The sequence below is a fragment of the Bradyrhizobium sp. USDA 4353 genome (assembly GCF_054063215.1).
Genome location: NZ_JBSSGB010000001.1, coordinates 822,629 through 844,234, shown reverse-complemented (window position 1 = coordinate 844,234; position 21,606 = coordinate 822,629). Strand labels below are relative to the sequence as shown.

Below are 21,606 nucleotides of genomic sequence, written 5' to 3'. Positions count from 1 at the left end.
GGTGGCGTGAAAGGTTTCGTGCGGCCTTCCAAAATTCAGCCGCTTCCACCATCGGAGCTCAGCGCCGCGCCCGTCATGTAGGTGAGTTCGGGAGAGGCCATCGCGACCGCGAACTCGGCGATCTCCTCGGCCGACGCCATGCGCTTGAGACCAGGCATCTTGGCGTTGGCCCATTGCTTCGCCGCGATCTGCCACATCGCGTCGGGCATGCCTTCGGTGCCGGCGACGCGGCGGACCAGCGCAGTGTCGGTGGTCCCCGGCAGGATCGCGTTGATACGGATATTGTCGTCGGCATAGTCGAGCGCCGCCGACCGGATCAGTCCGATCAATCCCGCCTTCGTCGCCGTATAGACGCTGCGGCGTGGCCCCGTGCGATGCGCCACCGAGGACGAGGTGACGAGGATCGAGCCGCCGCCGCGCGCCCGCATCTCGGCGATCTCGTATTTCATCGCGAAGAACACGCCGCGCAGATTGGTGTCGACGATGTCGTTCCAGTCGCCGGCCTCGTATTCGTGCAGCGGCTTTTCGATCGTGATGCCGGCATTGTTGAGCGCGATGTCGAGGCTGCCGAAGCTCGCGATGGTCTGCGCCACGAGCTCGCGCATCTCGGCTTCGACACGCACGTCGGCACGGATGTAGCGCGCGCGGCCGCCTTGAGTCTTGATTTCGGCCTCGAGCTCCCGGCCCAGCGCCTCACGCCGTCCGCAGAACATGACGGCTGCGCCCTGGCGCGTGAAGGCGATTGCAGCGGCGCGGCCGATCCCCGACGTGGCGCCGGTGATCAGCACGGTCTTGCCCGCGAACCGCTTGGGCGCCGCGATAATGGTGGGGGCAGGACGTTGGCTTGCCTGCGCCATGGCCGCAGCTCCGGCGATCGCACCCAATGCGATGCCTCCAGCAGCGCCGGCGAGCGCACGCCGCCGTGACGTCGTGGAAGAAGCCGGGGGAGAAGTCGTCGCTGCGGTCATGATGCGGCTCCAGTCTGGTTTGGGTCTGGATATGAGCAGTGTTAACATCATCGGGCCGAATATGATCACTGTCAACATTGATTTGCGATGACCCGACCGCCCGCCAAAACCCAGCCTACGAAACCAGCCGCCGAGGGTCGGCCCTATCACCACGGCGACCTCAAACGGGCGCTGATCGCGGCCGCGACCGACCTGCTCGAGCAGGAAGGGGCGGAGGCGCTGTCGTTCCGGGCGGTCGCGCGCGCGGCCGGGGTGTCGCAATCCGCGCCCTACAATCATTTCGCCGGCAAGGAGGATCTGCTTGCGACCATCGCGGAGGCGGGCTTCGTGGCGCTGGCCGCCGCGCAGACCGAGGCGGCGGCGCGCTGGCCGGCCGGCGAGGATCGGCTCACAGGCCTCGGACTCGACTACATCCGTTTCGCGGTGAGTCAGCCGCAGCTCTACCGCCTGATGTTCGGCGTCGGGGTGAACGATTGGCACGCTTATCCCGACGTCTCCGCGGCGAAGCGGTCGACCTTTGCGCCGTTGCACCAGGCTCTCGGGGAATTCCTTGGTTCGACTGCACCGGCCGTGACGCTCGAACAGGCCGCGGTGGCGGCCTGGGGGCTCGCCCATGGGCTGGCCATGCTCAGGATCGACGGCTCACTCGCGGGGCGCGACCGCGTCGGCGATGCCGGGCCGGAAGAGGGGGCGTTGCGGCTGTTCGGACGCGGGCTGCGCGCGGCCTGCGGAGCCGTCCCCTGAGCCGTGTTTGTCAGTTCCGCCCTTCGCCCGCCGCCCACAGCGCGTCGAGCCCGGCCCGGTAGGTGGGATAGGCGAACACCAGTCCGAGGTCCTGCTTGGCCCGGGCGTTCCTGATTCGGCGGTTGCTGGCGTAGAAGCTTCTTGCCATCGGCGACAGCTCGGCGCTGTCGAACGGCAGCTCCGACGGCGGCGCGATGCCCATCAGGTTTGCGGCATAGGCGATGACGTCCTGCGGCGGCGCCGGCTCGTCGTCGACGATGTTCCAGGCGCCTCCGGTCTCGCGCCGGATCGCGCCCAGGATGGCGCCGGCAATGTCGTCGACATGGATGCGGTTGAACACCTGGCCCGGCTTGACGATGCGCCGCGCCCGGCCGGCGCGCAGCTCGACCAGCGCGTTGCGGCCGGGACCGTAGATGCCGCCGAGCCGGAGCACCGCCAGCCTTTCGCCGATCCGGCGTCTCCACTCCTCCTCGACGCGGACGCGCGCCTGCACCCGGCCATGCTCCGGCGCCAGCGGGGTGTCCTCGTCGATCCAGGCGCCCTGATGGTCGCCATAGACGCCGACCGTCGAGAGATATACGACGCGCGCGCGGCCCGATGTGACCGCATCCACGAAATGGGTGAGCGCGGGATCGTCGCCGGCGCCGGGCGGCGCCGAGATCAGCACCACATCCGCCTCGGCGGCCTTGGCCAGCGTCGTCGCGGCAGGCACCGTTCCGTCGAACAGATCCAGCTCATAGCGCGCGAGCTGCGCGCGCTTCTCGGCACCGCGCACCGTGCCAGCGATGCGCACAAAGCCGCTGCCGTGGAGATCGACGAAGCGCTGGGCGGAATAGCCGAAGCCGATGACGAACAGGTTCATGCATGTGCTCGAATGGCGGAGCCCCGATCTATCCGGCATCGGCCGGACGGCGCAAATCAAATGAACGCTGTCTGCAAGTCGTGCAGCCTGCAGATGTGGCGGTGCTGACCTGCCGCCCTTGTCATGGCTCCCGTCATGGAACATGTCTTATGATCAGGCGACAGGAGATGGACTGCCCGATGAATTTCCATTCGATCTACCGCCACGGCTTCGCCCGCGTCGCCGCCTGCGTCACGGCCTCCAGCGTCGCCAACCCGACCGCCAATGCGGCGGCGATCCTGGCGGCCGCGCGCGCCTGCCATGACCAGGGCACGGCGGTCGCGGTCTTCCCCGAGCTGTGCCTGTCCGGCTACGCCATCGAGGACCTCGTCAAGCAGGACCCGCTGCTCGATGCCGTCCAGCGCGGGCTGCTGACGCTGGTGGAAGCCTCGCACGACCTCATGCCGGTCCTGATCGTCGGCGCGCCGCTGCGCTTTGCGCATCGCGTCTACAATTGCGCCGTCGTGATTCATCGCGGCGAGGTGCTCGGGGTCATTCCGAAGAGCTATCTGCCGACCTATCGCGAGTTCTACGAAGGCCGCCACTTCGCCTCAGGCGCCGGCCTCCGCGGCGAGATGATCGAGGTCGCCGAGACCATGGCGCCGTTCGGCACCGACCTGTTGTTCGCGGCCGCCGATGTCCCCGGCCTCGTGATCGGGGTCGAGATCTGCGAGGACATGTGGATCCCGATCACGCCCGCCTCCGAGCTCGCGCTCGCCGGCGCCACTGTGCTCGCCAATCTCTCCGGCAGCCCGATCACTGTCGGCCGCGCCGAATCTCGCTCGCTGCTGTGCCGCTCGACCTCGGCGCGCTGCCTCGCCGCCTACATCTATGCGGCCGCCGGCGTCGGCGAATCCACCACCGATCTCGCCTGGGACGGCCAGACCTCGATCTTCGAGAACGGCGTGCTGCTCGCCGAAAGCGAGCGCTTCCGCCAGACCGGCCAGACCATCTTCGCCGACGTCGATCTCGACCTGCTGCGCCAGGAGCGCGCGCTGATGGGCACGTTCGACGACAATGCGCGCGCACGCGACAGCGGCGAGCATTGGCGCCGCATCGGCTTCGAGCTACAGCCGGCCGAGGGCGACATCGGCTTCAGGCGCGCGATCGAGCGCTTCCCCTTCGTGCCGAGCGATCCCGCCCGGCTCGATCAGGATTGCTACGAGGCCTACAACATCCAGGTCGCCGGCCTGACGCAGCGGCTGCGCGCGACCGGCACCAAGCGCATCGTGATCGGCGTCTCCGGCGGCCTCGATTCGACGCATGCGCTGATCGTCGCCGCCAAGGCGATGGACCTGCTCGGCCTGCCCAGGACCAACATCCTCGCCTACACGATGCCTGGATTTGCCACGGGCGCACAGAGCAAGTCGTACGCGCACGCACTGATGAATTCGCTCGAAGTCAGCGCCGCCGAGCTCGACATCCGTCCCGCGGCGACGCAGATGCTGAAGGACATCGGCCATCCCTTCGGTCGCGGCGAGGAGGTCTACGACGTCACCTTCGAGAACGTGCAGGCGGGCTTGCGCACCGACTATCTGTTCCGCCTCGCCAATGACCGCGGCGGCCTCGTGCTCGGCACCGGCGATCTCTCCGAGCTGGCGCTGGGCTGGTGCACCTATGGCGTCGGCGATCAGATGTCGCACTACAACGTCAACGCCGGCGTGCCGAAGACGCTGATCCAGCATCTCATCCGCTGGGTGATCGCCACGCATCAATTCTCGGCCGATGTCGACCGCACCTTGGAAGCGGTGCTGTCGGCGGAGATCTCGCCGGAGCTGGTGCCGGTGAAGGACGGCGAGACGCCGCAGAGCACGCAGGCCGCGATCGGCCCCTATGAGCTGCAGGACTTCAATTTGTTCTACACGCTGCGCTACGGCATGCGCCCATCGAAGATCGCCTTCATGGCGCATCACGCCTGGAAGGACTCGCGCGAGGGCGCCTGGCCGCCGCATTTCCCGGATGACAAGCGCAACGCCTATGCGCTCGGCGACATCAGGAAGTGGCTGGAGGTCTTCCTCAAGCGCTTCTTCGCCTTCAGCCAGTTCAAGCGCTCGGCGATGCCCAACGGCCCCAAGGTCGTCGCCGGCGGCGCCCTGTCCCCCCGCGGCGACTGGCGCGCCCCGTCGGACGGCAATGCGGCGGCGTGGCTGGAGGATCTGGAGAGCGTGCCGAAGTAGGGCGCTGGCGGGGACTACGTCTCATCTCGAAGCGCGCGACGTCCCAACACGGGCAGTCCGCTCCCTCTCCCCGTTCTTCACGGGGAGAGGGTCGGGGTGAGGGGCAACCACGCGGGCAGTCTTAGTTATAAGACCGAGCTTCGCTTCAGCATGCGCTTATCCTCGACGAAGTCGAGCTTCCGCAGCATCCCGCTCTAAGTCCCCGTGTCCCATGAACACCGCCGATGCCGCTTGCCCCTCACCCCAACCCTCTCCCCGTAAGAACGGGGAGAGGGGGCGCAGCGCGGCTCGTCGCGACACCGTCGCATCCCTCTGCCTTGCCCCGCGGCCCCGCTTGCCATATCCGAAAGGACGTCGCAGCGTCGTCTCGGAGCGCTGCAATCTTTTCGTCCAACGGAGCCCCCCATGAGCGTCACCGCCGCCGGCATTTCCTCGATGGCGACCCGGCAGATCCTCGCCGAGCTCGCGGCCGCCTATGAGGAGGCGACCGGGGAGGTGATCACGATCGAATCCGTCGGCGGCGTCGATGCCGCCAAGCGCATCCGCGCCGGCGAAGCGTTCGATTTCGCGGTGCTGGCATCCGACGCCCTGCAGAAGCTCGAGGCCGACGGCCATCTCGTGCCCGGCAGCATCATCGAGATCGCGGAATCGCCGATGGCGATGGCGGTGCGCGCAGGCCAGCCGAAGCCCGATCCGCTCGACGAGGCCGCCGTGCGCAAGGCGATGGAGAGCGCCAAGGCCATCGGCATCTCCACCGGTCCGAGCGGCACCCATGTGCAGAAGCTCGCCCGGGACTGGGGCTTGGAGAGCGAGGGCGCCTCGCGTCTGGTGCAGGCCAAGCCCGGCATTCCCGTTGCCAAGCTGCTCGCCGACGGCGAGGTCGATGTCGGCTTCCAGCAGCTCAGCGAGATGCTCGGTGCTCCCGGCATCGACATCGTCGGCCTGCTGCCGGAATCGCTGCAGCCGGGCACGGTGTTCGCGGCCGCGTTGTGCAAGGCCAGCGCGCACGCCGAGGCAGCCCGCGCCTTCATCGAATATCTCGTCTCGGAGGAGACCGCCGAGACCAAGCGCCAGCACGGCATGACCCCCCTGTAAGCCAACGAGGGCTGCGATGGCCTCCAGTACGCCGCTGACCGCCAAGGCGCTCGAGCAGCTCGGGGCGCAGCGCCTTGCCGAGCTGTTGCTGGAGGTCGCCGAGCTCGACACGGCGATCAAGCGGCGCCTGCGGCTCGAGATCGCGACGCCCACCAAGCTCGCAACCGAGCTGCGCAAGCGGCTGGCGCAGATCGGCCGCGCCACCACCTTTCTCGAGCGCAACAAGCTGCGTCCGCTGGCCGGGGACCTCGAAGCGCTGCGCGGCAGCATCACCAAGCAGGTGGCGGAACACGATTCTCCAGCAGCCTTGGAGCTGATGTGGCAATTCATGGATCTGGCGAACGGCGTCCTCAGCCGCTGTGACGACAGCGACGGGGTGCTTCACGACATCTTCTGCGCGGCGTGTTCTGATCTCGGCCCGCTCGCGCAACTGGCCAAGGCCGATCCCATCGCCCTGGCAGACCGCGTCTTCGTCGCACTCGACCGTAACGCCTACGGCCAGTATGGCGAGCTGATCGAGACCGTGGCGCCGGCGCTCGGCGGGCCCGGCCTTGATCATCTCAAGCAGCGCTTCATCGCGTTTGCGAAGACACCGGTCGAACGCACCGCGCAGACCCAGCGCAGAGCCGCCGGTTGGGGCAGCAGCGACGGCCTCTATGAGCAGGAGGAGGAGCAGCGCCGCCGCACCAGCAATGCCCGCTCGGCGCTGCTGGCCATCGCGGATGCGACCCATGACGTCGAGCTCTACATCGCGCAATTCGATGACACGGAGGCGCGCCGCTCCGAGATTTCCGCCGAGATTGCCCTGCGGCTGTTGGCGGCCGGGCGAGGCGCGGAGGCGCTGCAGGTCCTCGACGCCGCCGAGCTTCGTAATCCCAGCCGTCCCGATCCGGATTGGGAGGATGCGCGCATCCAGGTGCTCGACGGCCTCGGGCGCAACGAGGAGGCGCAGGCGGCACGCTGGACGTGCTTCATGCGGAGCCTCGATGCAAGGCGCCTGCGCGCTCATCTCAAGCAGCTTCCGGATTTCGACGACGTCGAGGCCGAGCGGCGCGCGCTCGATCATGCCGAACAATATCCTCAATTGATATGGGCGCTCGACTTCCTGATTCGCTGGCCGGCGCTGGATCGTGCCGCGAAGCTCGTGCTTGGACGCAGCCGGGAGCTGAACGGCGAGGCCTATCACGTGCTCGCGCCGGCTGCGGATGCGCTCGCCGGCAAGCATCCGCTCGCGGCCACGCTGCTGCTGCGCGCGATGATCGACGATACGCTGCAGGGAAGCCGCACCGGCCGCTATCGCCATGCCGCCCGGCATCTGCTCGAATGCGGCAGCTTCGCTGCCGTCATCCCGGATTTCGGCGACGTCGAACCGCATGCGACCTATCTCGCGCGCCTGAAGTTCGAGCATGGCCGCAAGGCGAGCTTCTGGGACTTGATGAGTTGAACGCGAACGATCTATCGTGCGATGTCGCAGCGATTGATGTCGCGATGTCCTCCGGTTCCCGCCGTCGCATTGCCCTGAAAAAAATTGAGGTCTCCTGTCGTTCCGGCGGTCATCCGCACGTCTTCGAGCAAGAGCAGGGAAGAACGGAGACGCAAGATGAGCACATCGCATTATCGCTGGGTGATCGTGGCGGCGGGAGGCGTGCTCGGTTGCGTCGCCGTCGGCGGGCTGTTCTCGCTGCCGGTGTTCCTCAAGCCGATGGCCGCCGCGACCGGCTGGTCCGTCGCCGGCATTTCGAGCGCGCTGACGATCGGCTTTTTGGCGATGGCCTGCACCAGCATGGCCTGGGGTACGCTGTCCGACCGCATCGGCCCGCGTCCGGTGCTGCTGATCGGCTCGACCCTGCTCGCGTTGAGCCTTCTGCTGGCCAGCCTGACATCGTCGCTGCTCATGTTCCAGTTGCTGTTCGGCCTGATCGCCGGCGTCGCGACGGCGGCGATCTTCCCGCCGGTCATGGCGACCGTCACCGGCTGCTTCGACACCCATCGCAGCCTCGCTGTGTCCCTTGTGTCGGCCGGCATGGGCATAGCGCCGATGACGATGTCGCCGCTCGCCGCCTGGCTCGTCTCCAGCTACGACTGGCGCACCGCGATGCAATGCATCGCCGCCGTCGTCGCCGCCATCATGATCCCGACATCGTTGCTGGTGGGCCGCCCGCCACTGTCAGCACCCGATGCCGCCGTTGCATCAAGTCCCGCCGCTGGACCGCCGGAGATGACGCGATCAGCGGCGCTGCGCTCGCCGCAGTTCCTGATCCTGCTCGTCACCAACTTCTTCTGCTGCGCCACGCATTCGGGTCCGATCATCCACACCGTCAGCTATGCCGTCACCTGCGGCATCCCGCTGATGGCGGCGGTGACGATCTACAGCATCGAGGGTCTCGCCGGCCTCGGCGGCCGCATCGCCTTCGGCCTGCTCGGCGACCGCTTCGGCGCCAAGCGTGTGCTCGTCCTCGGCCTGCTGGCACAGGCGTTCGGCGCGCTGGCCTATGTGGCCGTGCGCGACCTCGCCGCGTTCTACGCGGTCGCCGCGACGTTCGGCTTCCTCTATGCCGGCACCATGCCGCTCTACGCCTCGATCGCGCGCGACAACTTCTCCCAGGGCATCATGGGCACGGTGATCGGCGGCACCGCGATGGCCGGTAGCCTGGGGATGGCGACCGGCCCGCTCGCCGGCGGCCTGATCTACGACAGCTTTGCCAGCTACACGTGGCTCTATGTCGGCTCCTGGGTGATGGGCCTCGGCGCCGTCCTGATGATGATGACCTTCAGGCCCTTCCCGAAAACGCAGCCTGCATTGGCGCCGTTACAAGCACCGGCGTGAGCTTGTTGCGAAGCAACATAGCTTGCTGCGTCCAAACTAACAGGATTTGTTCCTGATCAACCGTGCCCGAGCGCACACCAACGCTTGATCGGCAATCCGGAACCCGGCCGTCGGCAGCGGGTTGGGCGAGCGTGTCGTTTCAACCCGATGGAGATCGGATCCATGAAGAAGACCAAGCTCGCCCTCGCCACGCTCGTCGCCGTCAGCTTCGCCGCCGCGCCGTTCGCAGCCGAAGCCAAGCACCACAAGAAGCACCAGTCCTCGACCGCCACCTCGTCGCAGACCACCGGCGCCAACATGCAGCCCGGCAGCGGCACCATGAAGTCCGGCCGCGACTCCACCTCATCGAGCCAGGGCAATGTCGGCCCTGGCACGAACCAGGCGGGTAGCATGTCGAAGTAACCTCTGTCAGATGGCACAGCGTCGGGAACGCTTAGCAGCCTTCCCGACGTGACGGGCTCAATTCTGACGGTTACAGTGTGCGTCGCACTAAGGCGCGTCGCTATTTAATTAGAATCTGCTTGGCGAGCCCGGCCCGTCCCTGAATTTGGATTGGACTTTTTGGCTACGCAGAGATGTGGCAATTTTGATTGTGTCTTCTATTTCTAGGCGCGTATAAATCTGTGCGATTGTGAACTAATGATTTGGATCGGCCGTCTAGGGGAAGATTTCAGGTGGACGACAAGCTTGGTGTCTTGAAGAATGTGAGCCTGAGAGAAATTTGGACGCACGAGGCGCTGGACTTTACGCCTTGGCTCGCGAAGGAAGAAAATCTCGCCAAGCTCTCAGAGGTGATTGGGTTAGAATTGCAGCTTGAACGGACGGAAGTCCCTGTCGGTGCTTATAGCGCTGATGTTCTGGCCCGAGACGCTTCCGGCAACTACGTCGTTATTGAGAACCAGTTCAATCGAACCAATCATGATCATCTCGGCAAGCTGCTGACCTACGGTGCGACTTTGGGTGCCGCAGTGCTGGTTTGGATTGCAGAGGAGTTTACCGAAGAGCATCGTAAGGCAATTCAATGGCTGAATGACCGCACCACTGAGGAGCTCTCGGTTTATGCTGTGAAGCCTGAAGTACTGCAGATCGATAACTCGAAGCCCGCCATTCGTTTCACTGTAGTTGGTCAGCCGAATGAAATTGTAAGGGCTGCGGCTGTGGCTAAGTCGACGGGAAATTTGTCAGAAGGTCAGAGAACACAGCTCGAATTTTGGACAAGCTTTCGCGACAGGCTATTGGAGCGGAAGGTGGTTATCTCGCCTCAAACACCTCGCCCTGGCGCTCAGATGCTATGGAATCCGAACCCAGACGCAAGCGATAAGGTTATCGCTCTTTATAGAGACATCAAACTCGACGATCGCGCTTCCTGGCCGCGCCACATTGATTGGTTGGTCGACATGAACGAGAAGTTCCTGGCAGCATTTAAACCCCGAGTCAGGGGACTCAATCTGAACTTAGAGGTCGCTTTCGAAGCGCAAGGTGTTCCACCCACTACCTAGACTTAGCTCGGTGCGAATGAGGCTCTTCAAATGCCTCTGAAGGCTTCTTTGCTTGGTTAACGAGTGACGCCTTGCAAGTGAATTCGTTGCAGCCCTAGGGACGGGTCGATCGCACCGGGAAAATTATTATTCCTTTTTTCCGATAATCATGCTCTATTCCCTCCATCCCGCCTCGATGCAGAGGGCGTACGCGTCGTCACGATACGTGGAGGTGGGCTGCGATGGACGTGGATGCGGCGCCGGACGAGCGCTCGCGTCGCGGACGGCGAAGTCGTGTGGTCCCGGCCTCCCGATGCTGAGGTCAAGCCCGTGCCGAGGCGACAGTGTTGGCGCGGGTGATGGGGGCAAGAAAGCCCGGTCCCAAGGAGAGCACGAAGGACACCGTTAAAACCAGCGCGCAGGGAGGGCCGGGTCTGTCCGGCTGGACCTGTGGTACCTGCCGCCTGCATTTTTTCCGCAGGCGGGCCACGGGCCTCAGTCGAGGTCCGGCTCTCCCTGCGCCTCTGATGTGTCGAGGCGCGCGACGGATGCAACCCTCGGGCTGTTTCAGCCGCGAGACGGCGCGCGCATGCCTGGGGTGATCGTGAGGTTGACGAGGCGTGGCTGTTTGACAGAGTTGATCCAAGATCAGAGAGCGCGGCTCAAGCGAGACTTGGAGGGCTCAAATGCCCGGCTTCGCTAAGCCGCTTCGCAGACACGCCTCGCCCTTTGGGCCACCGCTCGGCTGCGCCACGCGCAGCCCGAAGGGCGAAGCGTGGTGCCCTGGCCGGCGTCAAAAAGACTAACTATGCAATTGATTCAACAACGATGTTCAGCGAACGACTTTGAAGGGTACCAGCAGCGGCGCCAACACAGATCCAGTGTGTTTTGGTTCGACTCCGAGCCTCTGCCTTCGAGCGTCGAGTCGAGGTTGTTCAGTCAAATTGTGGTGATAACTCCTGACCTAGGTGCTTCGTCGAGCTATCGGATCGTTTTCGATTACCTAGAAAATGCGTTTGTCGGACGAGGGGCAAGCTCTACGGGATCAGATTTGAATGAAGCTGCTTAGACCGTACGACAGCCGCGGCGCGCGTGCGGTGGCACCACCCTTTGTGACCTCCAACGTCCGACAGATCACCCCTCGACAGTCGACTTACTTTTGGTTCGCCATCCGACCGGATCCGCAATCCAGCGGCTGACCTCGGATTCATGCCAGCCCGAACCGTTGCTGCTGATCTTGAGCTGGGCCGGGAACGTGCCCTCGGCGATCTTGCGGTAGATGGTGGACCGGGACAGCCCGGTCCTGGCGAGGACGGTTTTCAACCTGATGATACGGTCTGGTTCGCGCATGGCCGTGATGCCCTTCGCTGGTCGCTTCTGAGGTGTTGTGAGACCAGAGAGGCCAAACAGGTCCAGTCGGACAATAGGAGTTCGCGCGTTCGCCAGGCGTGGCGTAGAGCCGGCGGCAAACGGGATGGGTCAAATTCCAAGGCTTCGGCCTCTGCCGAGATCGATGCCGTGGGCGAAGGCCAGATCCTGGCCGAGCCGGCGGCCTGATTCGAATGCGATGCCGAGATCGTTCTTGCGGCCGGCGAGGATGGATTCCAATTGCGGGTCGCGTTCGAGGCTTTTCGCCATGTCGCCCATCGTCGAGCGCGCGGCCTTGTAGCCGGACAGGTCGCCCTCCTGATATAGGCGCTGGCTGGTCTGGTTGAGTTCCCGCCATCGCTCAACAAAGCGGTCGGCGCGGCGGCCCGGATCGCTGCGGAGTTCGGTTTCGAGCTGGAGTGCGCGGATGGCGCGATTGACCCGCCCGTCCGCCGCTTCGCGGGCGAGCTCCGGGTTCTTCCTGTAAGCGGCCTCGGCGTCATGCGAGCCAAAGGGGCGCGCCTGCTCGAAGGCTCGACGCGCTTCTTGCAGCTCTCTCACCTGCTCGCGGCTCGCTGTGCCGCTCGTCTCCTGCGCCGCGAAGATCGCATCTACTGCGCGGGCATGGCGCACCAGCGCTCGTGTCCGGATGCGACGTGTGTCCGCTTCGGGATCTTGCGCCACGTTGCTTGCCGGGACTTCGGCTCCGCGCCGCTCGGCTGCCGGACCGCCGCTTTCCCTTTCCGGCGTTGCCCGTTCCGGCTTCTGTCCGCCCTCGAGTCCCGGCAAATCAGCCGGAGTGCGTAGGCCGTCGACAATGTCGCGCAGCATCTCGGGCATGATCTTGCGCACGATCTCGGCCACGCGCTTGCGGAAGGTGATCCCACGCCGCTCGGCGTAGCTCTGGAGCGGATCGGCGCGCTCATAATCCGAGGCCATATCCTTGGCGCGGTCGCGCGACAGGGCGCGGGTGAGCCGGTTTGCATTAGCAAAATCATCGCGCCCATAATGCAGGTCCACCTCATCGCGATGCCGCGACAGGGCGACATAGCTGCTGTGGGCGTCCATGCCGGGCGTCGCCAGGACATGGACGCGGTCGACCGTCATGCCTTGCGCCTTGTGGATCGTCGCCGCATAGCCATGGTCGATCCGATTGTAATCCTTGAGGTCGAAGCGCACGGATCGGCCATCGTCGGTCTGCACGGACATGGATTGGGCGCTGACCTGTTCGATGGTCCCGAGCGTGCCGTTCTTGACGCCAAGGCCGCGCTCGTTCTGCAGGAACATCACCCGATCCCCGCTGGCAAAGTTTCTCGCGCCGCGCTCGACCGTCACCTCCACCTCGTCGCCGAGATCGCCCGCTGCCCGCATCCGCTCGCGCGCTGCCTCGTTCAGGATGCGGACCTCCTCGTTCGTGTGGGTCAGGATGATCCGGCTCCGATCCGGTGATGACTGCCGGTCGCGATCCCAGTGATCGATCAGATCGCCGCGCGCCTGGTCGCGCCTCTCGGCCTCATGCACCCTGCCGCGGGCCCGGTACGCCTCAAGCGCGTGGCCCACCTTGCCAGTCGCCAGATCGCGTGTGGCGTCGCGCTGCCAGTCCTCGCGCTGACGGCGCACTTCGCCAATCTCAGCGCCGCCGTGACGCTCATGAATTGACCGGAACGCGGCGCCCGCTTCGATCGCCTGCAACTGTTGCGGATCACCGACCAGCACCACCTTGGCGCCAGCCTCAGTAGCATGTGACAGCACGCGCTCGAGCTGCCGCGTACCGACCATCCCCGCCTCGTCGATGACAAGCACATCGCTCGATTTGAGCAGATCACGGCCCTGTCCCCAGCCTTGCTCCAGGCTGGCGATCGTGCGCGACGCAATGCCCGATCCGCTCTCGAGGTTTTCGGCTGCAATGCCGGATAGTGCTGCTCCACGGACCTCGAAGCCTGCCGCTTCCCAGGCCTCCCGAGCCACCCCCAGCATCGCGCTCTTTCCCGTCCCGGCATGGCCGACCACGACGCTGAGATCGCGTCCATTCGAGACGTGCGCCAGAGCGTTGGCTTGCTCGGACGACAGCACCAGGCCGCGCGCTTCCGCGCGTGACAAAGCGGTCCTGCGGTCCGCATCACGCACCTCGTGGCGCTCTCGGTCCGCCAGCAAGTCAGCGGCTCGGTGCAGGCGCTGTTCCGCCTGGATCATTCCGCGGGTAGTGAACCGATCCTCGCCGCGCCCATCCCTGCCGAGCTCGACCAGATCGGACGCTCCCTGCATTGCGCCCATCACCTCACTGAACTGGTCGAGCCCGTCACTGTGCCGGTGCGCGAACCTCGCTATATCGCGGCGCGTGAATGTCGATTGCTGCTGGGTGATGGCGTCCAGCCCAATGGTGGGATGGGCGACGATCCGCGCGCCATTGTTGTGCGCGATCTCGCGGTGCATCTCGGCCCGGTCAGCCTCAGCGCCCTCGCCTCCGACGCCCCGACCCTCAATGCGTTTAGCGGGCGCGCCGATCTGGCTTTGCGGTTCCAGCGCGAGGCCTTGGGCTTCCAGACTGCGATGGTCGATCCTGGCGTCGATGTCGAGCTCGGCCAGCCGCTCGTTGGCAAGCTCCGCCCAGCGTTCGCGCCAGCGCTCGACCATCTCCGTGCGGTTCCACTCTCGCACCTTCCGGCCAAAGCCGTTTTCGTCGACCGCGCGCATCGTCAGCATGACATGGGCATGGGGCTTGGGCATGCCGTCCTCACCCCTGTCCCAATGTACATTGAGATCAGCAACCATACCCACGTCGGCGAACTGGCCGCGTACGAAATCCCGAGCCAGCTTGATGCCCTGCGCCTCAGCCAGTTCTCGCGGAAGGGCGAACTCGATCTCCCGGGCAAGCTGGGCGTCCTTGCGGACTTCAAACGCTTCTACATCGTTCCAGAGCCGCTCGCGGTCGCTCCAGGCTTGCGGCGCGTTCTCCGGCAGCATCACCTCGGAATGAACGACGCCGCGCTTCCCGGAAAAATCTTGCTCACGACCAAGCCGCTCGTCGCGCAGCCGCGAGCCGGAGCGGTAGGCCGCCGCAGCCACCGCACTGCTCCCGGCCTTCCGGCCAATGATCTTGACGTGAAGATGATAGATCGCCATCGCGAGCCGATCACTGGCACAGCGAAGCGCACGTCGGAACGACGTATAAGCGCGCCCTCCCTCGAAAAAATCTCGGGAGGGACCGCACCGTCCCAGGCCGTCCTGATGACTTTACAGCATTCTGCCGTGTGCTCGCGTATCATTTCTCCATCGAACTCATGGAGACAACGATGCGCAAACCACGAGACTTTGATGCGGACCTGAAGGCACTCGAAGACAAAGCGCGCGGCCTGAAAACTCGCAAAGTGCGCCAACTCGGCGAACTGGTCGTCGCGACTGGGGCCGACACACTCACTGCGGAAGAACTGGCGGGAGCGCTGATCGTGCTGGCCGAGACGAAAGAGGCCGGAAGGAGGGAGGCATGGGCCAAGCGGGGCGCCACGTTCTTTCAAGGCCGGTCGCGGCGAAATGCGCCAGCAATTGACCGCAACGCTGACAGCACTCCTGCGCAGCCGGGCGGCCCACAATCGGTATCAAGCCGCAAGGGCACGACATGACATGCGCAATTGGCAGGTCGAACGCCGCAAGCGCACGCGGCATCTCATCGAACTGGGTGGTCTTGTGGTCAAAGCCGGTCTCGTGGACTTGGTCGGCGGTGATCGTGCCACCATTCTCGGCGCGCTGCTTTGGATCGCCGACAAGCTCAAAGGAGATCGCGGCGAACACGCGAGAGCGCTATGGACAGCGAAAGGGAAGCAAGCGTTTCAGGCGGAGACAGTGACTCACGACTCGAACGTTCAAAGTGGTCCAACGCAACTTCGCTAGAAGGGCACCGTCAACGACTCTGGCTGAGGACGCCGCGCAGACCCCCATCTACGACGACGCCAATCCGGCGCTGGCATCCCTCCTGTCATCTCCAATGGCGACGCGCTGACCACCAGCCTCGCAACCGTCGCGATCGCCAGCAGCAATGTCGGCGCCTTCGTGCGGAAACGAATCGATTGCAGGAGCCGGCGCTTACCAGCGATTGCGTGCGCGTCATGATCTCTCGTATCCGAGATCTCGCTGCTCGCAGTCCTGGCGGAGTAAGCGCAATCACAATTGGCGGTGGTTTAATTCGTTGCAGTTCGGAGACAGTCGGACATCTCCGAAAATAGAACACATTCGTTTCTTGTCAGAGCGTTTCCCATATGCATCATATCTGCACCACTTCAAGTAGTGCTGGGGCAATGGAAACGCGGCAGAGGGATACGGGGCTTGACTGCCTGACATTGCTGCTGCGCTTCCATCAGGTCGCGGTTGATCCGGCGCAGATTGCACATCAGTTGGCGGGAGAGCCGGTCGGGGTCACCGAAATGCTTCGCTGCGCCAAGCAGCTGAAGCTGAAGGCGCGTGCGGTCAGGCAGAGCTGGGACGGTCTTGCCAAGCTGCCATTGCCGGCGATCGCGGCTCGGGCGGATGGTTCATTCGTCATCCTGGGCCAGGTCACGGTGGATGCGGTGCTGATCCAGGATCCGCTGGTCAACCGGCCACAGAGCCTCAAGCGTGCCGAGTTCGAGGCCAACTGGACCGGCACGGTCGTGCTCATGGCGCGCCGCGCCTCGCTCACGGATCTCGCGCGCCGCTTCGACATCACCTGGTTCCTGGAGGCGATGCACAAATATCGCCGGCTGCTCGGCGAGGTGCTGCTGGCCTCGTTCTTCCTGCAGCTGTTTGGCCTCGTCACGCCGCTGTTCTTCCAGGTCGTCACCGACAAGGTGCTGACGCATCGCGGCTACACCACGCTCGACGTGCTGGTGTTCGGCCTCGTCACCGTCACCATCTTCGAGACGGTGCTCGGCGGGCTTCGAACTTACGTCTTTTCCCACACGACAAACCGCATCGACGTCGAACTCGGCGCGAGGCTGTTCCGGCATCTGGTGGCGTTGCCGATCGCCTATTTCGAAGCGCGGCGCGCCGGCGATTCGGTGGCGCGGGTGCGCGAGCTCGAGAACATCAGGAACTTCATCACCAGCTCGGCGCTGACGCTCGTCATCGATCTCGCCTTCACCTTCGTCTTCTTAGGCGTGATGTTCTACTACTCGCCGTTCCTCTCCTGGATCGTGGTGGGCTCGTTCCCGTTCTACATCGCGCTGTCGGCGGGCGTGACGCCGATCTTCAAGAAGCGGCTCGACGTCAAGTTCGACCGCGGCGCCGAGAACCAGGCGTTCCTGGTCGAGACCGTCACCGCGATCCAGACCTTGAAGGCGATGGCGATCGAGCCGCAGATGCAGCGGCGCTGGGAGGAGCAGCTCGCAGGTTACGTCGGTGCCAGCTTCGACGTGCTGTCGCTCGGCAATTGGGCGAGCCAGTCGGTGCAGTTCATCAGCAAGATCGTCACCGCGCTGACCTTGTATTTCGGTGCCCATCTGGTGATCGAGGGGAGCTTGAGCGTCGGCGAGCTCATTGCCTTCAACATGCTGGCTGGCCGCGTGGCGCAGCCGGTGTTGCGGCTGGCGCAGCTCTGGCAGGATTTCCACCAGGCGCGGCTGTCGGTGGCGCGGCTCGGGGACATCCTCAACACCACGCCTGAACCGGCTTTTAATCCCGGCCGCGCGGCGCTGCCGCCGGTTCGTGGCGAGGTGGTGTTCGATCACGTCCATTTCCGTTACCGCGTCGATGGTCCCTTGGCGCTGCACGACGTCAGCCTGAAGGTGCCGGTCGGCCAGGTGGTCGGCATCGTCGGCCCTTCCGGCTCGGGCAAGTCGACGCTGACCAAGCTGATCCAGCGGCTCTACGTGCCCGAAGGCGGCCGCATCCTGATCGACGGCGTCGACCTCACGGTCGCGGACGTCACCTGGCTGCGACGGCAGATCGGCGCGGTGCTGCAGGAGAACGTGCTGTTCAACCGCTCGATCCGCGACAACATCGCGCTCGCCGATCCCGGCATGGCGATGGAGCGGGTGATCCAGGCCGCCGAGCTCGCCGGCGCCCATGAGTTCATTCTGGCCCTGCCCGACGGCTACGACACGGTGGTGGGCGAGCGCGGCGCCAGCCTGTCCGGCGGCCAGCGCCAGCGCATCGCGATCGCCCGCGCGCTGGTCGCCAATCCGCGCATCCTCATCTTCGACGAGGCCACCTCGGCGCTCGACTATGAGAGCGAGAACATCATCCAGCGCAACATGCGCAAGATCTGCGCCGGGCGTACCGTGTTCATCATTGCCCATCGGCTGTCGGCGGTGCGCAACGCCGACCGCATCATCACCATCGAGGGCGGCCGCCTGGTCGAGGACGGCACCCATGACGAGCTGATCAAGCGCGCCGGCCGCTACGCGACCTTGCACCAGATCCAGGCGGGCCTCCATGTCGTCGGCTGAGACGCACAAGCAGGACAACGCGCCGATCTCGGTGGACGCGCGGCGGGGCCGCCGCAACGACGCGCGCGAGTTCCTGCCGGCGGCGCTGGAGATCGTCGAGACGCCGGCCTCGCCCGTGGGCCGCGCGGTCGCCGGCAGTATCATGCTGTTCTTTGCGATTGCGGTCGGCTGGTCGATCATCGGCCGCGTCGACATCATTGCGTCAGCGCAGGGCAAGATCGTGCCGACGGGCCGCACCAAGACGATCCAGCCGCTGGAGGCCGGCGTGGTCGCAGCGATCCACGTCCAGGATGGCGACAAGGTGCGCGCTGGCGACGTGCTGGTCGAGCTCGACCGCACCGTGACTGAGGCCGAGCGCCGCCGCGTCGCGCAGGGCCTGATGCAGGCGCGGCTCGACGTGGCCAGGCTGAGCGTGCTGCGCGACAGCTTTGCCGATCTCACTTCGCTGCGTCCGCTGAGCCTGCCTCAAGGCGCCGCACCCACCGACGTCGCGCGCACCCGCGCCGCGCTGCAGGCCCAGGCCGCCGAGCAGCTGTCGAAGCTCGCCTCGAACCAGCAGCAGATCGCGCAGAAGCGCGCCGAGGCGCAGTCGGTCGAAGCCGCGATCGCCAAGATCGACGCCACCCTGCCGTTCCTGCAGGAGACCGCCGACATCCGCCGCAACGCCAAGGAGATCCAGTACGGCAACCAGATCGCCTTCATCGATGCGCAGTCGCGACTGATCGACCAGCAGAGCGAGCGCGTCGTGCAGACGCGGCGCCTGGTCGAGGTCGAGGCCGCGCGGCTGGCGCTGGAGCAGCAGCTGGCGCAGACCCGCTCCGGCTTCGAGCGCCAGGTGCTGTCGGATCTCACCGACGCCGAGAAGAAGGCCGACGAGCTGACCCAGGATCTCGTCAAGGCCGAGCGCAAGATCGCCGAGCAGGTGCTGCGCGCCCCGATCGACGGCACCGTGCAGCAGCTCGCGCTGCACACCGTCGGCGGCGTCGTCACACCGGCGCAACAACTGTTGCTCATCGTGCCTGCCGACAGTCAGCTCGAAGCCGAAGCCATGATCTCCAATCGCGACATCGGCTTCGTCAATGTCGGACAGGCCGCCGAGATCAAGATCGACACCTTCAACTTCACCCGCTACGGCCTCGTCCACGGCAAGGTGCTGAGCGTGTCGCAGGACTCGATCGTGCGGGAGAAGCCGGCGGACGAGCAGAACGGCGGCAAGAGCGCTGGCGCACTGGCCGAGACCAGCGAGCCCGCCGGGCAGGAGTTCATCTATTCGGCGCGTGTGTCTCTCGACGAGAAGCAGATGCAGGTCGAGGAGAAGATGGTGGCGCTGGCGCCGGGCATGGCGGTGACGGTGGAGATCAAGACGGGGACGAGACGGATCATCGAATATGTGATGTCGCCGCTGTTGCGATATCGGCAGGAGAGTTTGCGGGAGCGGTGAACGGCAGCATTCGTAGCGCGTGAGTGACAAAATCGAATCGATGAAGAAGAAGTTCAGGCAGGAGTAAATCGATTTGATCAAATGCAAACGCCGTCGCAAAGAACTCGTTTCCAACCTCAGAAAGCCACAAGTAGCGTTGGCATCCTGGTGGCGAATAGGCTTGATCCTTGAGTGCGGCCTTAGCGGCAACAGCGTCACCGATGCCGGCGGGCTTCAGACTTTGGACGGGGCCCGCATCACGGAGATATCGCTTGCCACCTCCACAAGCTACGCACGGAGAAACATTTGAGCCTCGCTCTTCCATCGCATCGCCTGATCGTATCCGCTTTAGAAAATCTGGAACGAGGTGGAACATGAGGAACGATATCTGCGCCGTCGGGATACATCGATTTTTGCTCTTGGCGATGAGCACGTTGCGCGCATGGTGCCTTGGGATTGCCGTTGCCTGTTTTGCAGGAGCCCAGGCACTCGCCTGTGCCGTCCCAAGCCCCGCGCCGCGTAACTTCATATTCATGTTCGAGGATGTCCCGACCAACCTCGATGCACCCGTGATCGTCGAGGTGACGATCATCGGTAGAGAGGCCGATGTCATGGGTCCTTCGGACTACTATCAGATCGCCGTCGGCCGGGTCGACCGAGTCGTCAAGGGGCAAATTGGTGAAGGGCCGCTGAGGATACTGCTGACCCCCCTCTACAGTTGTTACATGGCCGGGTTGCCCGTCGGATCGCACGGCGTTGTCGTGGGGGAGCTGAGACACGATTCGAAAGGAAGTCCTGAACTGGTGCTCAGTGACCGGGAGGCCGCCTATGCTCGTTGGGGAACAGTGAATGCGCGACCTCCCAATGGCCGTGGTTCTGGAGCAACCGACAAATGAGTTGGAAGTTGGTTCCACCGCGGGTGCTTTGCAGGCCCCGTAATCCGACAGGCGGCGTTATCTAAGGGCTTCTTGTGAAGGCAATCGGTGTGAGTTCTTCCGTTCATCGGGGCTACGCTCGTCGATGCCATCCGCGATGGAGATGACACGCCGTCCATCGTCGTGGTGATGATCGCCTGCGAAGCGTCCGCTGGAGTCTATTCGGCCCACGTGCTTCGATGCGATGAAGGAGCGGATCGAATTGGGCCATGCAGGCGCGGGCGTCGGCCATTGGCATGCGCGCGGCTGCGTTGATCTCGATTGCACGTCAAAGGAGTGTGCCTTCGCGCGGCATGTACCACAACCAATCGTCTACAAGCAGGAATTGAATCAAATCGATGTAGTTGCGACAAAAGTCGATACATCGATCAAATGGAACTCATTCGTTTGTTGTCAGGCCGTGGCCAATGTGCATCATGGACGACACCACCTGAGATGGTGCAAGGCGGGGCATATGGGGCGGGGGTGGAGGTTCGACGGTCACAAGCGATCGGTCGTCCGGGATGCCGCCAGGACCGGGAGCACGGAGTCGAGGCCTTTCGGCCCCGCCCTTATGAAAAGCTGGGCTGGTGACGATAGTCATCCGGACCGGTGTGCCGAATAGAAAGCAAGCCTAGAGTCGTTACAAGCAACGGGGCTGGAACTTTGCTGTCACGCGTGGCCCAATCGAAAGAATGGCAGTGCCATGAGTATCAGATGGAAGAGCATCGGTATCAAGTTGATCGTTGTCTTTGTAATGCTACCTGCATTCAGCTTTCTCGCTGATATGCGAGCGGAGGCGTGCATGCCAAGCTCGGAGAGAAACATTCTATATGGATCTATTCCGGATGATACAGATGCGCCCGTCGTCGTCGAGGTGACGATCAATGACCTCTCGGAAATGCGTGATCCTTCAACTGGAGCGCACCTGGCGGTGATGAGTGCGATTGTCGATCGGGTGATTAAGGGCTCAATAGGTACTGGAAGTTTAACGATCGTTACCCGGATATCTGATTGTACCCGCGTTGGCCCAGGAGTGGGGCTTGTACTAGGAGCGCTTCGTCATGATGAGCAGCGTGGCCTTGAGTTGGTCGCTGTACAAAATGCCGATATGCGCGATTGGTCTGAAGAATTTACCCACAAGCAAACGAAATTCCTGTCGATCACGAGGGGTGGAAAATGAGCTGGGAAACTGTCCAGGCAGCATCGAGCGCCAGACGCCTAGCTGTTGTTGATCGTGTGAAAGTGCTTTTCGCGGCTCGTCGCGGTGGGATGTCGAGGCCGTGTGTGAATGA

Annotated in this window: 18 protein-coding genes; 14 read left to right on the top strand and 4 right to left on the bottom strand. The window is 64.3% G+C overall.

The window, feature by feature from the left end; genetic code table 11:
• Window positions 1–35: 35 nt before the first annotated feature.
• Window positions 36–857 carry an SDR family NAD(P)-dependent oxidoreductase gene (locus ACVILH_RS03790; protein ID WP_456711687.1) on the bottom strand — a complete coding sequence of 274 codons (822 nt, stop codon included), beginning with the start codon at window positions 855–857 and terminating at the stop codon, window positions 36–38.
• Here ACVILH_RS03790 and ACVILH_RS03785 point away from each other — a divergent pair.
• Window positions 856–1,059 carry a hypothetical protein gene (locus tag ACVILH_RS03785; protein ID WP_456711686.1) on the top strand — a complete coding sequence of 68 codons (204 nt, stop codon included), beginning with the start codon at window positions 856–858 and terminating at the stop codon, window positions 1,057–1,059. The genes ACVILH_RS03790 and ACVILH_RS03785 overlap by 2 nt on opposite strands.
• Window positions 1,056–1,712 (top strand): TetR/AcrR family transcriptional regulator, encoded by a 657-nt coding sequence (locus ACVILH_RS03780; RefSeq protein ID WP_456711685.1) that lies wholly within the window; start codon window positions 1,056–1,058, stop codon window positions 1,710–1,712. Before ACVILH_RS03785 ends, ACVILH_RS03780 begins: the two co-directional genes overlap by 4 nt.
• A gap of 10 nt (window positions 1,713–1,722) precedes the next feature.
• Here the strand turns inward: ACVILH_RS03780 and ACVILH_RS03775 are convergent, their stop codons facing one another.
• Window positions 1,723–2,574 (bottom strand): NAD-dependent epimerase/dehydratase family protein, encoded by an 852-nt coding sequence (locus ACVILH_RS03775; protein WP_456711684.1) that lies wholly within the window; start codon window positions 2,572–2,574, stop codon window positions 1,723–1,725.
• Window positions 2,575–2,753: 179 nt separating this feature from the next.
• On the opposite strand from ACVILH_RS03775, the gene ACVILH_RS03770 reads away from it, so the two are divergent.
• The 6 genes from ACVILH_RS03770 (at window position 2,754) to ACVILH_RS03745 (ending at window position 10,211) form a co-directional block, all read left to right on the top strand.
• Window positions 2,754–4,790, top strand: coding sequence for an NAD(+) synthase (locus ACVILH_RS03770; protein ID WP_456711683.1), 2,037 nt, complete (start codon window positions 2,754–2,756; stop codon window positions 4,788–4,790).
• A gap of 405 nt (window positions 4,791–5,195) precedes the next feature.
• Window positions 5,196–5,885 carry a substrate-binding domain-containing protein gene (locus ACVILH_RS03765; RefSeq protein WP_456711682.1) on the top strand — a complete coding sequence of 230 codons (690 nt, stop codon included), beginning with the start codon at window positions 5,196–5,198 and terminating at the stop codon, window positions 5,883–5,885.
• 16 nt (window positions 5,886–5,901) lie between these two features.
• A complete protein-coding gene (locus tag ACVILH_RS03760; protein WP_456711681.1) occupies window positions 5,902–7,329 on the top strand; it encodes a DUF6880 family protein in 1,428 nt (475 codons plus the stop codon).
• A 156-nt stretch (window positions 7,330–7,485) separates the two neighbouring features.
• On the top strand, window positions 7,486–8,712 hold the full coding sequence (locus ACVILH_RS03755; protein WP_456711680.1) for an MFS transporter: 1,227 nt from the start codon (window positions 7,486–7,488) through the stop codon (window positions 8,710–8,712).
• Window positions 8,713–8,874: 162 nt separating this feature from the next.
• On the top strand, window positions 8,875–9,114 hold the full coding sequence (locus ACVILH_RS03750; protein WP_456711679.1) for a hypothetical protein: 240 nt from the start codon (window positions 8,875–8,877) through the stop codon (window positions 9,112–9,114).
• A 272-nt stretch (window positions 9,115–9,386) separates the two neighbouring features.
• Entirely contained in the window at window positions 9,387–10,211 is an 825-nt protein-coding gene (locus ACVILH_RS03745; RefSeq protein WP_456711678.1) for a hypothetical protein, read from the top strand.
• A 1,113-nt stretch (window positions 10,212–11,324) separates the two neighbouring features.
• Here the strand turns inward: ACVILH_RS03745 and ACVILH_RS03740 are convergent.
• Both ACVILH_RS03740 and traA read right to left on the bottom strand, forming a co-directional pair.
• The gene (locus tag ACVILH_RS03740; RefSeq protein ID WP_456711677.1) at window positions 11,325–11,540 is read right to left on the bottom strand and encodes a helix-turn-helix transcriptional regulator; all 216 of its coding nucleotides are present in this window, start codon (window positions 11,538–11,540) and stop codon (window positions 11,325–11,327) included.
• Window positions 11,541–11,669: 129 nt separating this feature from the next.
• Window positions 11,670–14,681, bottom strand: a complete 3,012-nt coding sequence (gene traA, locus ACVILH_RS03735; RefSeq protein ID WP_456711676.1) for a Ti-type conjugative transfer relaxase TraA — start codon at window positions 14,679–14,681, stop codon at window positions 11,670–11,672.
• Window positions 14,682–14,851: 170 nt separating this feature from the next.
• Here traA and ACVILH_RS03730 point away from each other — a divergent pair, with 170 nt between their 5' ends.
• The 6 genes from ACVILH_RS03730 to ACVILH_RS03705 all read left to right on the top strand — a co-directional run bounded on the left by ACVILH_RS03730 (window position 14,852) and on the right by ACVILH_RS03705 (window position 21,494).
• Window positions 14,852–15,178, top strand: coding sequence for a conjugal transfer protein TraD (locus ACVILH_RS03730; RefSeq protein WP_456711675.1), 327 nt, complete (start codon window positions 14,852–14,854; stop codon window positions 15,176–15,178).
• Window position 15,179: 1 nt separating this feature from the next.
• Complete coding sequence (locus ACVILH_RS03725) at window positions 15,180–15,446, top strand: conjugal transfer protein TraD (RefSeq protein ID WP_456711674.1); 267 nt, start codon at window positions 15,180–15,182, stop codon at window positions 15,444–15,446.
• A gap of 404 nt (window positions 15,447–15,850) precedes the next feature.
• Complete coding sequence (locus ACVILH_RS03720; protein ID WP_456711673.1) at window positions 15,851–17,977, top strand: type I secretion system permease/ATPase; 2,127 nt, start codon at window positions 15,851–15,853, stop codon at window positions 17,975–17,977.
• Window positions 17,964–19,418: an HlyD family type I secretion periplasmic adaptor subunit gene (locus ACVILH_RS03715; protein WP_456711672.1), complete on the top strand. Its 1,455-nt coding sequence runs from the start codon at window positions 17,964–17,966 to the stop codon at window positions 19,416–19,418. Before ACVILH_RS03720 ends, ACVILH_RS03715 begins: the two co-directional genes overlap by 14 nt.
• A gap of 353 nt (window positions 19,419–19,771) precedes the next feature.
• A complete protein-coding gene (locus ACVILH_RS03710) occupies window positions 19,772–20,293 on the top strand; it encodes a hypothetical protein (protein WP_456711671.1) in 522 nt (173 codons plus the stop codon).
• A 724-nt stretch (window positions 20,294–21,017) separates the two neighbouring features.
• Window positions 21,018–21,494, top strand: a complete 477-nt coding sequence (locus ACVILH_RS03705; RefSeq protein ID WP_456711670.1) for a hypothetical protein — start codon at window positions 21,018–21,020, stop codon at window positions 21,492–21,494.
• Window positions 21,495–21,606 lie beyond the last annotated feature (112 nt).

Excerpts from the sequence above, each read along its gene's own strand:
- ACVILH_RS03785 (WP_456711686.1), top strand. The coding sequence starts at position 856 with ATGGCCGCAGCTCCGGCGATCGCACCCAATGCGATGCCTCCAGCAGCG.
- ACVILH_RS03790 (WP_456711687.1), bottom strand. The coding sequence starts at position 857 with ATGGCGCAGGCAAGCCAACGTCCTGCCCCCACCATTATCGCGGCGCCC.
- ACVILH_RS03780 (WP_456711685.1), top strand. The coding sequence starts at position 1,056 with ATGACCCGACCGCCCGCCAAAACCCAGCCTACGAAACCAGCCGCCGAG.
- ACVILH_RS03775 (WP_456711684.1), bottom strand. The coding sequence starts at position 2,574 with ATGAACCTGTTCGTCATCGGCTTCGGCTATTCCGCCCAGCGCTTCGTC.
- ACVILH_RS03770 (WP_456711683.1), top strand. The coding sequence starts at position 2,754 with ATGAATTTCCATTCGATCTACCGCCACGGCTTCGCCCGCGTCGCCGCC.
- ACVILH_RS03765 (WP_456711682.1), top strand. The coding sequence starts at position 5,196 with ATGAGCGTCACCGCCGCCGGCATTTCCTCGATGGCGACCCGGCAGATC.
- ACVILH_RS03760 (WP_456711681.1), top strand. The coding sequence starts at position 5,902 with ATGGCCTCCAGTACGCCGCTGACCGCCAAGGCGCTCGAGCAGCTCGGG.
- ACVILH_RS03755 (WP_456711680.1), top strand. The coding sequence starts at position 7,486 with ATGAGCACATCGCATTATCGCTGGGTGATCGTGGCGGCGGGAGGCGTG.
- ACVILH_RS03750 (WP_456711679.1), top strand. The coding sequence starts at position 8,875 with ATGAAGAAGACCAAGCTCGCCCTCGCCACGCTCGTCGCCGTCAGCTTC.
- ACVILH_RS03740 (WP_456711677.1), bottom strand. The coding sequence starts at position 11,540 with ATGCGCGAACCAGACCGTATCATCAGGTTGAAAACCGTCCTCGCCAGG.
- traA (WP_456711676.1), bottom strand. The coding sequence starts at position 14,681 with ATGGCGATCTATCATCTTCACGTCAAGATCATTGGCCGGAAGGCCGGG.
- ACVILH_RS03730 (WP_456711675.1), top strand. The coding sequence starts at position 14,852 with ATGCGCAAACCACGAGACTTTGATGCGGACCTGAAGGCACTCGAAGAC.
- ACVILH_RS03725 (WP_456711674.1), top strand. The coding sequence starts at position 15,180 with ATGCGCAATTGGCAGGTCGAACGCCGCAAGCGCACGCGGCATCTCATC.
- ACVILH_RS03720 (WP_456711673.1), top strand. The coding sequence starts at position 15,851 with ATGGAAACGCGGCAGAGGGATACGGGGCTTGACTGCCTGACATTGCTG.
- ACVILH_RS03715 (WP_456711672.1), top strand. The coding sequence starts at position 17,964 with ATGTCGTCGGCTGAGACGCACAAGCAGGACAACGCGCCGATCTCGGTG.
- ACVILH_RS03710 (WP_456711671.1), top strand. The coding sequence starts at position 19,772 with ATGAGGAACGATATCTGCGCCGTCGGGATACATCGATTTTTGCTCTTG.
- ACVILH_RS03705 (WP_456711670.1), top strand. The coding sequence starts at position 21,018 with ATGAGTATCAGATGGAAGAGCATCGGTATCAAGTTGATCGTTGTCTTT.